A 13,400-nucleotide genomic window follows, 5' to 3' on the forward strand; every position below is an offset into this window, starting at 1 on the left:
GGTTCCCCCCTGGCTCCACCCGAAGGGAGTCCCTGACATGAGGCTTGGCCGTTCCGCCAGAGCCGCCATCATCGGGTTCGCTTTGACACTCGGCGCTGTGGCATGCAGTACGGGCGCGAGCCCGTCGGCCAGCGCACCACCGTCCGCCCTCGCCGCGGGCGGCCTGGAGAAGACCCAACTGAAGATCGCCACGCTTCCGGCCATCGACAGTGCCGCCATCTATGTCGCCATCGACCAAGGGCTCTTCGAGAAAGAGGGCCTGGAGGTGACCCCGCAAGTCGTCCAGGCCGCGCCAGAGGCCATCCCCATGCTGGTGAAGGGCGAGATCGACGCGATGTTCGGCAACTACGTGTCGATGTTCGCCGCGCACGACAAGCAGGCGCTGAAACTGCGCATCCTGGCCGAGGGCTCTCGCGCGGCCCCCGACTCGCTGAGCGTCATGGCCCTGCCCGACTCGCCCATCAAGACCCCGAAGGACCTGGAGGGCAAGACGATCAACGTGAACGTCCTGCACAACTTCCAGGAGCTGGCCCTCGCCCAGGTGCTCAAGGCCAACAACGTCGACCCGGCCACCATCAAGTACGTCCAGGTGACCTTCCAGAACATCATGCCCTCCTGGAAGGGCGGCCAGATCGACGCCGCCTACCTCGGCGAGCCCATGGTCACGGCCGCCACCTCCACCATGGGGGCCCGCAAGATCCTCGACCCGGCGTCAGGTCCCGCCGCCGAGTTCCCCATCTCCGGCTACGTCAGCACCCAGGAGTGGTACGACAAGAACCCGAAGGTCGCGGCGGCCTTCCAGCGCGCCATCCACAACGCGGCCAAGCTCATGGAGAACAACCGCGAGGTGGTGGCCAAGGTGCTGCCGAACTTCACCCAGATCGACGCGGCCACCGCCGCCACCGTGACCTTCCCCTACTTCTCCAGCAACGACAACCCGGTCCGCCTCCAGCGAGTGGCCGACTGGATGCTGGAGGCCAAGTGGCTGACGAAGGCCATCGACGTCAAGTCGCTGATGTCGGCCACCACCTCCGGGTGAGCGCTCAGTCCCTGTCCCGTGCCCGTCCGGCGTCACCGGCCACCCGCTGGTCGCGCCGGGCGGCCGGGGCGCTCGCCTTCGCCGCCCTGATCGAGCTGGTCAGCAGGACCGGGCTGGCCGATCCCGAGTTCCTGCCGCCCGCCACGGAGATCGTCGGACGGGCGCTCGCGCTGCTGGCCGACCCGGCCTTCCGCGCGCACGCCCTGACGAGCCTGCTCGCCTGGACCATCGGGCTGTGCGTCGCGGCGGTGCTCGCGGTGCCGCTCGGCCTGCTGCTCGGCAGCGTGCCGCTCATCGACGCGGCCACGCGCTCGGTGGTGGAGTTCCTGCGGCCGATCCCGTCCGTGGCGCTGATCCCGCTGGTGGCCCTGGTGATCGGCACGGGGCTGCAACATCGCGTCACGCTGGTGGTCTACGCCTCGCTGTGGCCCATCCTCTACAACACGATGTACGGCCTGCGTGGCGTCGACCCCCTGGCCAAGGAGTCGCTGCGGTCCTACGGCTTCGGGCCGCCGTCAGTGCTGCTGCGCGTCTCGCTGCCGTCGTCGGCGCCGTTCATCGCCACGGGCGTGCGCCTGGCGGCCGGGGTGGCGCTCATCCTGACCGTCAGCACCGAGATCGTGGCGGGGCGCGGGGAGGGCATCGGGGTGTTCATCTTCTTCGCCGGCATCGCCGTGCCCGCCAGGATGGCCGACATCCTGGCCGGGGTGTTCTGGGTGGGCCTGTTCGGGGTCGTGGTGAACGCGCTGCTGGTGGCCGCGGAACGACGGGCCTTCCGGTGGCACCACGCCCGGCTCGGCGAGCCGTCATGAGGGGCCGGGGCATGCGGACGGCCGCGTTCCGTGCGCTGGTGCTGCTCGTGCTCGTCCTGGTCTGGGAGGTGGGCACGCGGCTGGCGGGCGACCCGTTCTTCCCGCCGCCGAGCACGATCGTGGCCAGGATGCACGCCATGTGGTTCTCCGGCCCGCCCGCCACGCTGTTCCTGACCGACGCCGCCGTCGGGAACATCCTGCCGAGCCTGGGCCGGATGGCGCTCGGGTTCGCGGGAGGCGCGCTGGGCGGGGTCGTGCTCGGGCTGGCGGTGGGGCTGTCGGCGCGGGTCTACGACTATCTCGACGGCGTGCTGCAGTTCCTGCGCGCCATTCCGCCGCCGGCGCTGGTGACCGTCTTCCTCGTGGTGTTCGGGTTCGGGCTGCGGATGCAGGTCGCGTTCATCATGTTCAGCATCGTGTGGCCGGTGCTGCTCAACACCGCCGACGGGGCTCGCTCGGTCGAGCCGCTGCACCTGGAGACGGGTCAGGTGTTCCGGCTGTCGCGGGCCGAGCGGCTCTTCCGGGTGATCCTGCCCTCGGCGCTGCCCAAGATGTTCGCGGGGTTGCGGCTGGCCCTGTCGCTCTCGCTGATCGTCATGGTCTTCTCCGAGCTGCTGCCTGGCACCACGAACGGCATCGGCTTCCAGCTCACCGACGCGTACTCGACCTTCGACCTGCCCGCCATGTGGGCCGGGATCGTGCTGCTCGGCGTGCTGGGCTACCTGCTCAACGAGGTGTTCCTGATCGTCGAGCGGCGCGTGCTCTCCTGGCACCACGCCGCCCGCGAGCTGGTGGGTTAGGGTGCCTCCCGTGCGGACGATGATCGTGGGCGGCGGCATCGGCGGGCTCAGCGCGGCCCTGAGCCTGCACGCGGCCGGGCTGGACTGCGTGGTCGTGGAGGCCGCCGGCACGCTGCGCCCGCTCGGGGTGGGCATCAACCTGCAGCCCCACGCCGTACGCGAGCTGACGGAGCTGGGGCTCGGCGGCCCGCTGGCCGAGCTGGGCATGGAGACGAGCTTCATGACGTTCGCCGACCGGCACGGCAACGTCATCCTGGCCCTGCCCCGGGGCCGGGCGGCCGGCTACCGGTGGCCCCAGTACAGCGTCCACCGGGGAGAGCTTCAGATGGCGTTGCTCGCGGCGGTCGAGGAGCGGGTCGGGCCGGTGCGCACAGGGGTCAGGTTCGAGGACTTCGCGCACGACGGCGACGGCGTGCTCGTCACCCTCCGGCAGGGCGGACGGGTGCTGCGTGAGCGGGTGGACGTGCTGGTCGGCGCCGACGGCGTGCAGTCGGCGGTGCGCGCCAGGCTGCGGCCGTCCGGCGATCCGCTGCTGTGGGCCGGGATCAGGATGTGGCGCGGAGTGGTGGAGGCCGAGCCGATCCTGGACGGAGCGACGGTGCTGGTCGGCGGCTCCAATCTGGCCGGAAAATTCGTGACTTATCACATCTCGGCCGGTAATCCACGGCTGATCAACTGGGTGGCCGAGGCGAAAGTGGCCGAACCCGGGACGGTGGCGGAAGCCGACTGGTCCCGCGAGGGGAAGCTGCCGGAGGTGGCCGCGCATTTCGCGTCCTGGAAGTACGCGCCCGCCGACATCCCGGCCCTGCTCCGCGCCACGCCGCGCATACTCGAATATCCGATGGTCGACCGCGAACCGCTGCCCCAGTGGGGCGAGGGCAGGGTGACCCTGCTCGGCGACGCCGCCCACCCGATGTACCCCATCGGTTCCAACGGCGGCTCGCAGGCCGTGCTCGACGCCCGGGTGCTGGCCCGCTGCCTGGCGACGTACGACGACCCGGTCCTGGCGCTGGCGGCGTACGAGGAGGAGCGGCGCCCGCCCACGTCGGCGCTGGTCCTCGCGCACCGGGCGCTGCCCGTCGAAGAGACGATCAGACTGGTGACCGAGCGCGCGCCCGACGGCTTCACCGAGATCGGCGAGGTGCTGACCGAGGCGGAGCTGTCGGCCATGGCGGCCGCCCAGCGACGCATCTCCGATGCGGATGTGCGGGCGCTGAACGAAAGGGAGTCGTGGAGCGTATGAGGCTGTGGCTCCCATGGCAGGCGTCAACGTGCAAGAGTAAGATCGCGCCCTGAATAGGTTTCCATGACTGACATGCCTGGCAATTACCGCTCCGCTAGAGTCAATTGCGGCTTCGAAAGAGTCGCCCCGCTGTCCGCGGTCTCGCCCCCCGAGGAATTCCCTTGCTCGAGATAGAAAACCTTTCCCACGTGTACGGCGGCGGTACTCCCAACGCGCACCACGCCATCGAAGGACTCAACCTGAGCGTCGCCGCGGGCGAGCTGCTCTGCATCGTCGGCCCGTCGGGGTGCGGGAAGTCGACGCTGCTGCGTTCCATCGCCGGCCTGATCACGCCGACCGGCGGGCAGGTCAAGGTCGAGGGCGACCTGGTCCGCCAGACGCCCGACAACCTCGCCGTGGTCTTCCAGGACTACAGCCGCTCGCTGTTCCCGTGGATGTCGGTCGCCGACAACGTCGCGCTGCCGCTGCGCCGCCGGAACCTGGACAAGCAGCAGCGCCGCGAGGCCGCCCAGGAGGCCCTCGAGTCGGTGGGGCTGGAGAACGCGGGCCGCAAATACCCGTTCCAGCTCTCGGGCGGCATGCAGCAGCGGGTGGCGATCGCGCGGGCGCTGGCGTACCGGCCGACGCTGATGCTCATGGACGAGCCGTTCGGCTCGGTCGACGCGCAGACCAGGGAAGACCTGGAGGACCTCGTCCTCAAGGTGCGCGGCCACCACCGGATGACGATCGTGCTCATCACCCACGACATCGACGAGAGCGTCTACGTGGGCGACCGCGTGGTGGTCCTGTCGAAGGCCCCCGCGCACGTGGTGGGCGACCTGAAGGTCGACCTCCCGACGCCGCGCGACCAGATCACCACCCGTGAACACTCCGACTTCGTGCACCTGCGCGCCGAGGTGGGACGGCTCGTCCGCGGCCACGCCACCGTGTGACCGAGCCTCGATCGATTGGGCGGGCGGTCCACGGTGAATGATCGTGACCGGGCGTGCCGGGAGCGCCGAATCGGCCTAGTCTGGAAGGCGTGGAGGATGTTCTGGCGGGCCGGGGTTGCACCTGGATGTTCGGGACGCAGTCGCTGACCATCGCCCCCGACCCGGGCAAGGCCCCCAAACTCATGGCCGAGCTCGGCGCCCGCGTCATTCCGTACGCGGCGATCGCTGCGGTCACACTCGCGCCCGGCCGGCGCGGCACCGTGGTGCTGCGGCTGGAGCCCCGCCGCGGCGCCGACCCCGTGATGGCGGTCGCGGCCGGGCAGCTCAAGGAGGCGGCCGACCCCTATCGGCTGGTGCTGCCCGCCGAGAAGGAGACGCTCGCCGACTACTACGCCGAGGAGCTGCGCTCGGCCCGCACCGAACGCGGGCCCGCCCCGCGGTTCCTGGTCGACGCTCCCCCGCCGCCGCGCACCTTCAAGGGCTGGGACGGCGTGGCCACCTTCGACGGCGAGTCGATCACGTTCACGTGGTTCTGGTCGGGAGCGTCGTCCGCCAAGTACGCGGCGGGCGACCAGCGCTACTCCGTGGCCGACCTGTCGGGCGTCGAGTGGCACGCCCCCGAGGGGGCCAGCGGGTGCCTTCGGCTGAAGCCGCGCGGGCGGCGCATGCCCACCGATCCGAACAAGGATCCCGCTTCGGTGATGTTCGGGCTCGGCTGGGGCGCCACGCACAAGTCACTGCCATTCGCCGCCGCCGTCCTGGCCGCCGTCACCCCTGACGAGCCGTCTCGGGCGCTCCCGCCGGCGCGCACGGCCGAACTGATCGTCAAGCTGGGCGAGCTGCGCGATGCCGGGCTGCTGTCGGAGGAAGAGTTCCAGGCCAAGAAGACCGAGCTGCTGTCCCGCTTCTGAACGGGCGCGGGCGCGCCCCACGCCCTGTGCTTCCCCGCTCCATGCGACAGCCCACCGCCTCGGCCTGCGAGGGGTGGGCTGCCAGAGCGCGGGTCCGCCGCCACGGCGGGCCGGGGGGTTATACCGGACTGTGCATGTGGCGCGTCAAGGCGTGCTCCACCAGCGTGATCAGGGTGGACTTCACCGACTCGCGCTGCCGGGCGTCGAGGGCGACGATCGGGATGTGGCCGCCGATCGACAGCGCCTCCCTCAGCTCGTCCTCCGCGTGGGCGAACTGCCCGTCCCAGCCGTTGATGCCGATCACGAACGGCAGCTTGGCCTCTTCGAAGTAGTCGATGGCGGGGAAGCTGTCGGCCAGCCGGCGGGTGTCGACCAGCACGACCGCGCCGATGGCACCCCGCACGAGGTCGTCCCACATGAACCAGAACCGATGCTGACCGGGAGTCCCGAACAAATACAAGATCAGATCACGATCGAGCGAAACCCGGCCGAAGTCCATCGCCACAGTCGTGGTGGTCTTGTTCGGCGTGAGGGAGACGTCGTCGACGTGCGCCGAGGCGTCCGTCATGACCGCCTCCGTGGTGAGCGGCAGGATCTCCGACACCGCTCCCACAAACGTCGTCTTCCCCACGCCGAAGCCCCCGGCCACGACGATCTTCGTCGAGGTTAGGCCGGGGCTAGAGCCTGCGAAGTCCACTGAGCACCCTTTCGAGCAAGTTGAGGTCCGGCTTTCCCGCGTCCAGCGCAGGCTGGTGCACGCGGATCAGGCCTTCCGACGCCATGTCGGCGATCAGCACCCGGACCACACCAAGCGGCTGGCGTAAAAGGGCGGAGATCTCGGCAACCGACCGGACGTTCCGAGTGAGCTGAATGATCGCCTGATACTCCGGACTCAGTAGGGAAATATCTTGGTATTCCGACGTCACGGAGGACACGAGCGCCTCCATGGCGAACTTCATCCGCGGCGCGGTGCGCCCCCCGGTCACGGCATAGGGCCGTACCAGGGAGCTCGGCTTCTGCGGACGGGGAGCCGCCGGATGCGGCGGAGTGCTATCACCAGCCCAACCCTGCTGACCTGACACCATACTCTCCTGTCACCGCCCAACTAGCGGGGGCGGGCCGATTGCAGCTCAGCGCGTACGGCGGGCGTCAGCACCTGCCCAGCCCGCTCGACCAGCAAAGTCATCTGGTAGGCGACCAGACCCATGTCACAGTCGGGGGCGGCCAGTACTGCCAAGCAGGAGCCATCACTGATCGACATGATCATCAAGAGCCCACGCTGCATTTCGATAACGGTCTGGGTCACCATACCGCCCTCGAAAACCCGCGCGGCCCCCTGGGTCAAGCTGATCACACCGGAGGCGACCGCGGCGAGCTGGTCGGCCCGGTCCTTGGGGAAACCCTCGGAGAAGGCCAGTGGCAACCCGTCAGACGACACCACCACCGTGTGGGCGACGCCTGGCACGTTGTTCACGAAGTCCGTGATCAGCCAGCTTATGCCGCGCGCTCCCTGGCTCATTTCTCTCATTTGTCCTCCTCATTCTCTTCTCCGCGGGTGAACGCCCGGCCCTGCCGGACACCCTGCTGGAAGCTGGAGAGCCGGCTGCGCAACCGCTCGGGTGAGATCTGCGGCGCCGGTGCCGGGGCCTGGGGCTCGGCGAGGCTGGCCGTACCGGGCACCAGGTTGGCCTTCGGGACACGACGGGGCAGACCCGACTGGGTCGTGCCGCCCTGCTGCGGTTGGGCGGCGGCCTGCGCGGCCTGGAATCCGGCGTCGGCGGGCGACGACCAGGACGCGGTGACGCCCGACTGACCGGGCTTGCGCTGCGGCAGCGCGGACGTGCCCGGCGCGGCGGCGGGCGGCGGGGGCACCGGGGGCGCGGCGGGCTGCGGCGGATCGGCGGGCACGGCCGGATGCACGGCCGTGGTCTCGGTCTCGGGCTCCGGCTCGTAACGCGGCCTGAGCGCCTCGGGTTCCGGCCGGCGGAACCAGTCGGAGCCGACCGAGGAGAAGATCGGCAGGTATTCGTCGCCCTGGTCCTCGATGGGCGAGCTGCGCACCACGGGGAGCGGCCCGGTCATGTCCTGGGAGGAGTAGTTGCCGGGGCCGAACGGGTTGTAGGCGGAGTGGCCGTTCTGCTCGAACTGGTCGGCGGGCTTGGGCTCGTCGTCGAACGGGGAGCGGTAGGAGTCGCCGAACTGCGGCCGCTGCCGCTCCTCGGCCTCGAAGAGCGACCTGCGCGGCAGCGGGTCGGCGAACGACGACCAGCGCGGCTCCTCCTGCGGCTGCGGCGGCGGAGGCTCGGTCGCGAAGGACGGCCAGCGCTGCTCGTCGTCCTGCATCGGGGGCGGCTGCTCCGCGAACGACGGCCACCGGTTGTCCGCGAACGGCCGCGGCTCGGCGGCCGGCGGCTGCTCCTCGACGATGGAGGGCCAGCGCTGCTCGCCGAACGGCTGCGACTGCGGCGGCACCTCCTCGGCGAACGACGGCCAGCGGGGCTCGTCGGCGGCCTGCGGGGCCGGCGTCTCGCCGAAGACCGACGGCTGGTCGCCGAAGGACGCGGGCTGGTCGCCGAACGAGGTCGGCTGCGCCTCCCCGTAGACGGCGGGCTGCTCACCGAACGAGGGCCAGTTCCCGGTGCCCGGCGCGGGCAGCGAGCCCGGCCACTGGGTGTCGACCACCTGCTGCTCGGGGACGTCGTCGAAGGAGGGGTGGGAGCCGTTGGGCGACTGCAGCCCGAACGTGCTCGGGTCGAACGTGGTGAACGCCTCGTACTGGCCGCCCTGCTGCGGGACGCCCTGGCCGTTGCTGATGAGCATGTCGGGCATCATCACCAGCGCGCTCAGGCCGCCGGTCTCGCGCATGCTGAGCTGGACACGGACACCGTGGCGCAGCGCCAGGCGGCCGACCACGAACAGGCCCATCCGGCGCGACACCGCCACGTCCACGACGGGCGGGTTGGCCAGCCGCCAGTTGGCCTCGGCCAGCTCGTCCTGGCTCATGCCGATGCCCAGGTCGTTGATCGTCACGAGCACGCCGCCCTCGGCGGGGGTGCTGTTGACGGTGACCTTGCTCTCGCGGGGCGAGAAGGAGATGGCGTTCTCGATCAGCTCGGCGAGCAGGTGGACGGCGTCGGTGACGGCCGGGCCCACGATCAGCGTGCCGGACGGGATCTGGATCTGGACCCGCTCGTAGTTCTCGACCTCCGAGAGCGAGGCGCGGGCGATGTCGACCAGCGGCACCGGGTCGCTCCACTTGCGCGCGGCCTCCTGGCCGGCGAGGACCAGGAGGTTCTCGCTGTTGCGGCGCATGCGGGTGGCCAGGTGGTCGAGGCGGAAGAGGTTCGCGAGCCGCTGCTCGTCCTCCTCGCCCTGCTCCAGGCCCTCGATGAGCTGGAGTTGCCGTTCGACCAGCGTCTGGCTGCGGCGGGAGAGGTTGACGAACATGGAGTTGACGTTGGCCCGCAGCTTGGCCTCGTCGCCGGCCAGCCGGATCGCCTCGCGGTGGACCTCGTCGAACGCCCGCGCCACTTCACCGATCTCGTCACGGGTGTTGACGCCGATCGACGGCACCTCGGGCACCTGCGCCCCGTCGCCCGACTCGCGCAGCACGCGGACGGTGTCGGGCAGCCGGGTCGTGGCGACCTGCAGCGCCTCGGCCCGCAGCCGGCGCAGCGGGCGCACCAGCGAACCGGCCACGCGGGTGGTGATGATCAGGACCAGGAGCAGCAGGACGAGGATCAGCGCGCCGGAGATGATGGCGTTGCGCTGCTCGGAGTCGCTCAGGTCACGCGTCCTGGCCACGATCTTGCCGGCCAGTCCGTCCTCGACCTTGCGCATGGCGTTGCCGACGGCCGTGGTGCTCTCGTACCAGTTGCTCAGGTCGCGCAGGGTGGTGACGTCGAGGTCCCTGATCCGGTTGTCGGCGCTCACCTGCGCCAGCGCGCGCTGGCGCATGGCGTCGGCGCGGTCGATCTCCAGACCCCTGACGCTCTTCCGGTACGCCTCGATGTCCGCCGGGTCGGCCTCCAGCTCGAAGGCGGCCAGCTCGGACTGCTGCTTGTTCCAGGAGCCGAGGAAGTCGGACCAGTCGGCGCTGTCGATCTTGCGCTGCTCCAGGGTGATGATGAGGATGATCTGCTGCCGCGAGACCTCCTCCTTGAGCCGCTGGAGCGAGCCGAGCGCGGCCGCGTCTCCCAGCAGCGCGTCGTCGTTGACGCCGTCGCCCAGGTCTCCCTGGATGACGGAGAAAGCCTGGATCATCGTGGTGTACGTGCTCACGACGGCTCGGGCCGGGACGTTGCCGACCATCGACTCGCGCAGGCTGTCGAGGCCGTCGAGCCAGCGGCGCATGTTCTCGACGCCGTCCTGCACGCGGAGCGAGTGCGAGGTGTCGATGGCCGTGGCGGCCGCCAGCGCCTGCTGCTTGGCCTTGTCGGTGGCCTGGCGCTGCGTCTTGAGCTGGACGAGACGCGTGCCTCTGCGGTTGTCGGCGACGTACCACGCGGTGAGCGTGCGCTCCTCGCCGAGTTCGTGGTTGAGCGCACCGATGCGCTGGACCAGCTCGGCCACCTGGGTGAGCCGGCGGTACTCGGCGCTGGTGCCGATGGCGTCGGCAAGCTGGACGCCGGCGAGCAGCACACCCACGACGGTGGGGATGAGGATCAGCGCGACCAGCCTCGAGCGCACACGCCAGTTCGCCAGCCGGAACCGTCCGCCTGTGTACTCCCCTGACCTCGTGTGTCTGGGGTCTTTCGTCCTCACTGAGTCTCGCAACCTCTCGCCGGTACGTGCTCGAAGAAAATCAGACACGCGTGTGGCGCATGGGATTCTTCCGGCTGGGTAATTGGAACACAACCCATACCAGATCGGCCAACCGAACATATCCCATCACATGCGCCCAAAGAGGCACTTTGGGCAGCATTGCACCATCACGTTTTCAGGCGGGCCGGAACGAATCCCGCTCCGCGGGTGCCGCGTGCTTCACCATCAGGTGCCGCGTCACCGAGTACTCCTGGACCGCCTCCTGGCTCATGTCCTTGCCGAACCCGCTGCCCTTCACCCCACCGTGCGGAGCTTCGCTGGCGATGGGAAGGTGGTCGTTCACCCAGGTCACACCCACATCGAGCCGGTGTGAGACCCGCAGTGCGCGGGCCACGTCACGCGACCACACCGACGAGGCCAGACCGTATCTAGTGTCGTTGGCCAGTCTGACCGCTTCGTCCTCGCCGTCGAACGGCAACGCGACGAGAACCGGCCCGAAAAGCTCACCCTGCACGATCTCGCTGGTCTGCGCGACGTCGGCGACGAGCGTGGGCGGGTAGAAAAACCCGGAGCCCCCGATCGGGGCCCCACCGTGGAGCACCCGGCCCTCCGCCCGCGAGACGAACCCGTGCACCCGGTCCCGGTGCGCGGCCGAGATCAGCGGGCCGATGTCCGTCGCCGGGTCCCAGGGGTCACCGACGGTGATTTCGGCAAGAGTTGCCCGGATCGCCTCCACGGCTTCGCCGTAGATTTCCCGTGCGACGTAGACGCGGGTGGCCGCCGTGCAGTCCTGCCCGCTGTTGTACGTCGCGCCCATGGCCACGCCACGGGCCATCTCCGCCAGGTCGGCGTCCTCGAACACCAGCGCCGGCGCCTTGCCGCCGAGTTCGAGGTGGACCCGCTTGAGCGTGGCCGCGGCGCCGTTCATGACCGCGCGGCCGGTCTCGGTGGAGCCGGTCACGCTGACCATGTCCACGCCCGGGTCGGTGACCAGGGCCTGACCCACCTCCGCGTCGCCGGTGACGGCCTGGACCAAATGGTCGGGCGCGCCCGCCTTGGCGAACAGCTCGGCCAGGCGCAACGTCGTACGGGGCGTCTGCGGGGCCGGCTTGATCACCACGGCGTTGCCCGCGGCCACCGCCGGGCCGACCTTCCAGACCGCCATCACGAACGGGAAGTTCCACGGCGCGATCGACCCCACCACCCCGACGGGGCGGCGCACCAGGACCGAGGTGTAGCCGGGGCTGAACACCCCGGCCCCCGTGCCCTCCAGCGAGCGGGCGGCACCGGCGAAGAAGCGCAGGTTGTCCACCGCGAACGGCAGCTCGCCGTCACGGAACACCGCGGCCGGCTTGCCCGTCTCCTCCACTTCGAGCCTGGTCAGCTCGTCGGCGTCGGCCTCCACGAGGTCGGCCAGCCGCAGCAGCAGCCGGGCGCGGTCGGCGGGCGTGGTCTGGGACCACTCCTCGAACGCCGCCCGCGCGGCTCGTACGGCCGACGCCACACCCTGCACCGGCGTGTCCGGGATCTCGGCACACGGGAGGCCGGTGGCGGGGTTGATCAGTTCGCGCATCAGGAAGACTTCATCTTTCAGGTCGTGCTACTGGCCGAGCTGCTCGATCAGGTCGGCGGCCTTGCGCAGGCCGTCGCGGCGCCGGATCTCCTCGCCCGCGGCGGCCAGCCCCGCCCGCAGCTCGGCGTCGCCGAGCAGGCGCGAGACCGCCCCCGTGAGTTCTTCGTCGGTGAAGGCGTAGGTCGAAAGCCTGACGCCGTAACCGAGTTCATCGACCCTCTGGGCGTTGTCGTACTGGTCCCAGAAGAGCGGCAGCAGGATCATCGGCTTGCCGAAGTGCAGCGCCTCAGTGGTCGTGTTGTTGCCGCCATGGGTGATGACCAAGTCACACAATGGGATGATCTTAGTCTGCGGAACGAACTCCGCGCCCCACATGTTGTCGGCCAGCTTGATCTCCTCGTGCAGCGGGCCCTTGGAGACGATGTACTGGTGCGGGGTCGTCGCCAGCACGTCGACCACCCGCTGCATCAGCTCCACGTCCGAGGAGCCCAGCGAGCCGAGCGAGAAGTAGATCAGCGAGCCGTCGTTGCGCTCGAAGGGCAGCGTGAAGTCCCCCTCCGTCTCGCGCACCGAGGAGTCGAGGCGGTGCCACGCCGGGCCCAGCGGGCGGGCGTCGGCGTAGTCGGCGATCTCCGGGTAGACGTAGAGGTTCAGGTCGCCCTCGTGGATGAAGTCGAGTTCGGGCAGCGGCGCGGTGCCCTGCTCGACGCACCACTCGTTGAAGGCGGTCCACAGCTCGCGGTGGGTGCGGTCGTACTCGGCGCGGAAGGCGTCCCAGTCGGAGCGGTCGGCGGCGGGCAGGCCGGAGAAGACCGGCGGGACGTTCTCGCCGCGCATCTCCAGCGGCTGGCAGGAGACGATGCGGACGAACTTCTTGCCCGTCGTGAGCAGCGCCGGGAACGTGATCACGTTGTCCTCGACGACGACGTCGGGGTTCACCCGCTCGATGATGGCCTTGAGCTGCGGCTCGCAGTACTTCGCGCCGTCGACCAGCTCGGCCCAGATCGGCTTGGTGACGGTCTCGAGCTGCGCCAGCGTGCTCTTGCGGTACTCGGGCGCGGTCTCACGGATGAAGTCCTTCCAGAACTGGCCGGCGTCCTGCTCCTCCTCGGCGGGCGGGGCCAGGTCGACCAGGTCCTCCTCGAACCCGAGGGCTTCGAGCTTGCCCTTCCAGGACGCCTCGGCGGCGAAGACGACCCGGTGGCCGCGCTGCCGCAGGATGTCGCCGATACCGATGGAGTTGTTGGTGGGCCCGTAGGCGCTTTCCGGCATGAACAGGAACGTGAGAGACATCGAGCCTCCGGTTGGACTCGTCATTTTGAAGGG

General features: G+C 69.9%; 12 protein-coding genes. 6 read left to right on the plus strand and 6 right to left on the minus strand.

The genetic code is table 11. From position 1 onward, the window contains the following. Window positions 1-97: 97 nt before the first annotated feature. The 6 genes from ACZ6S0_RS14190 to ACZ6S0_RS14215 all read left to right on the plus strand — a co-directional run bounded on the left by ACZ6S0_RS14190 (window position 98) and on the right by ACZ6S0_RS14215 (window position 5,737). Entirely contained in the window at window positions 98-1,039 is a 942-nt protein-coding gene (locus ACZ6S0_RS14190) for an ABC transporter substrate-binding protein (protein WP_465916383.1), read from the plus strand. After that, a complete protein-coding gene (locus ACZ6S0_RS14195; RefSeq protein ID WP_465916385.1) occupies window positions 1,036-1,851 on the plus strand; it encodes an ABC transporter permease in 816 nt (271 codons plus the stop codon). Before ACZ6S0_RS14190 ends, ACZ6S0_RS14195 begins: the two co-directional genes overlap by 4 nt. Before the next feature lie 11 nt (window positions 1,852-1,862). Then, window positions 1,863-2,651, plus strand: coding sequence for an ABC transporter permease (locus ACZ6S0_RS14200; protein ID WP_465916387.1), 789 nt, complete (start codon window positions 1,863-1,865; stop codon window positions 2,649-2,651). A 19-nt stretch (window positions 2,652-2,670) separates the two neighbouring features. Then, window positions 2,671-3,894, plus strand: a complete 1,224-nt coding sequence (locus ACZ6S0_RS14205; protein WP_465917856.1) for a flavin-dependent oxidoreductase — start codon at window positions 2,671-2,673, stop codon at window positions 3,892-3,894. 161 nt (window positions 3,895-4,055) lie between these two features. Next, window positions 4,056-4,826 (plus strand): ABC transporter ATP-binding protein, encoded by a 771-nt coding sequence (locus ACZ6S0_RS14210; RefSeq protein ID WP_465916389.1) that lies wholly within the window; start codon window positions 4,056-4,058, stop codon window positions 4,824-4,826. Window positions 4,827-4,915: 89 nt separating this feature from the next. Continuing rightward, window positions 4,916-5,737 carry a DUF4429 domain-containing protein gene (locus ACZ6S0_RS14215; RefSeq protein ID WP_465916392.1) on the plus strand — a complete coding sequence of 274 codons (822 nt, stop codon included), beginning with the start codon at window positions 4,916-4,918 and terminating at the stop codon, window positions 5,735-5,737. A gap of 118 nt (window positions 5,738-5,855) precedes the next feature. Here ACZ6S0_RS14215 and ACZ6S0_RS14220 read toward each other — a convergent pair whose 3' ends face one another. The 6 genes from ACZ6S0_RS14220 to ACZ6S0_RS14245 form a co-directional block, all read right to left on the minus strand. Next, window positions 5,856-6,434, minus strand: a complete 579-nt coding sequence (locus tag ACZ6S0_RS14220) for a GTP-binding protein (protein WP_465916394.1) — start codon at window positions 6,432-6,434, stop codon at window positions 5,856-5,858. Then, a complete protein-coding gene (locus ACZ6S0_RS14225; RefSeq protein WP_245956307.1) occupies window positions 6,415-6,822 on the minus strand; it encodes a DUF742 domain-containing protein in 408 nt (135 codons plus the stop codon). The genes ACZ6S0_RS14220 and ACZ6S0_RS14225 overlap by 20 nt, the downstream gene beginning before the upstream one ends. 20 nt (window positions 6,823-6,842) lie before the next feature. Beyond that, entirely contained in the window at window positions 6,843-7,265 is a 423-nt protein-coding gene (locus ACZ6S0_RS14230) for a roadblock/LC7 domain-containing protein (RefSeq protein WP_425568585.1), read from the minus strand. Continuing rightward, on the minus strand, window positions 7,262-10,426 hold the full coding sequence (locus ACZ6S0_RS14235; protein ID WP_465916401.1) for a sensor histidine kinase: 3,165 nt from the start codon (window positions 10,424-10,426) through the stop codon (window positions 7,262-7,264). Before ACZ6S0_RS14235 ends, ACZ6S0_RS14230 begins: the two co-directional genes overlap by 4 nt. A gap of 250 nt (window positions 10,427-10,676) precedes the next feature. Further along, entirely contained in the window at window positions 10,677-12,074 is a 1,398-nt protein-coding gene (locus ACZ6S0_RS14240; protein ID WP_465916405.1) for an aminobutyraldehyde dehydrogenase, read from the minus strand. 27 nt (window positions 12,075-12,101) lie between these two features. Then, the gene (locus ACZ6S0_RS14245) at window positions 12,102-13,367 is read right to left on the minus strand and encodes a glycosyltransferase (protein ID WP_465916408.1); all 1,266 of its coding nucleotides are present in this window, start codon (window positions 13,365-13,367) and stop codon (window positions 12,102-12,104) included. Window positions 13,368-13,400 lie beyond the last annotated feature (33 nt).

The sequence above is a fragment of the Nonomuraea sp. NPDC051298 genome, from assembly GCF_055586305.1.

What these genes read in the sequence shown, in the direction of transcription:
- ACZ6S0_RS14200 (WP_465916387.1), top strand. Translation starts at nt 1,863, where the DNA reads ATGCGGACGGCCGCGTTCCGTGCGCTGGTGCTGCTCGTGCTCGTCCTG.
- ACZ6S0_RS14205 (WP_465917856.1), top strand. Translation starts at nt 2,671, where the DNA reads ATGATCGTGGGCGGCGGCATCGGCGGGCTCAGCGCGGCCCTGAGCCTG.
- ACZ6S0_RS14225 (WP_245956307.1), bottom strand. Translation starts at nt 6,822, where the DNA reads ATGGTGTCAGGTCAGCAGGGTTGGGCTGGTGATAGCACTCCGCCGCAT.
- ACZ6S0_RS14230 (WP_425568585.1), bottom strand. Translation starts at nt 7,265, where the DNA reads ATGAGAGAAATGAGCCAGGGAGCGCGCGGCATAAGCTGGCTGATCACG.
- ACZ6S0_RS14240 (WP_465916405.1), bottom strand. Translation starts at nt 12,074, where the DNA reads ATGCGCGAACTGATCAACCCCGCCACCGGCCTCCCGTGTGCCGAGATC.
- ACZ6S0_RS14245 (WP_465916408.1), bottom strand. Translation starts at nt 13,367, where the DNA reads ATGTCTCTCACGTTCCTGTTCATGCCGGAAAGCGCCTACGGGCCCACC.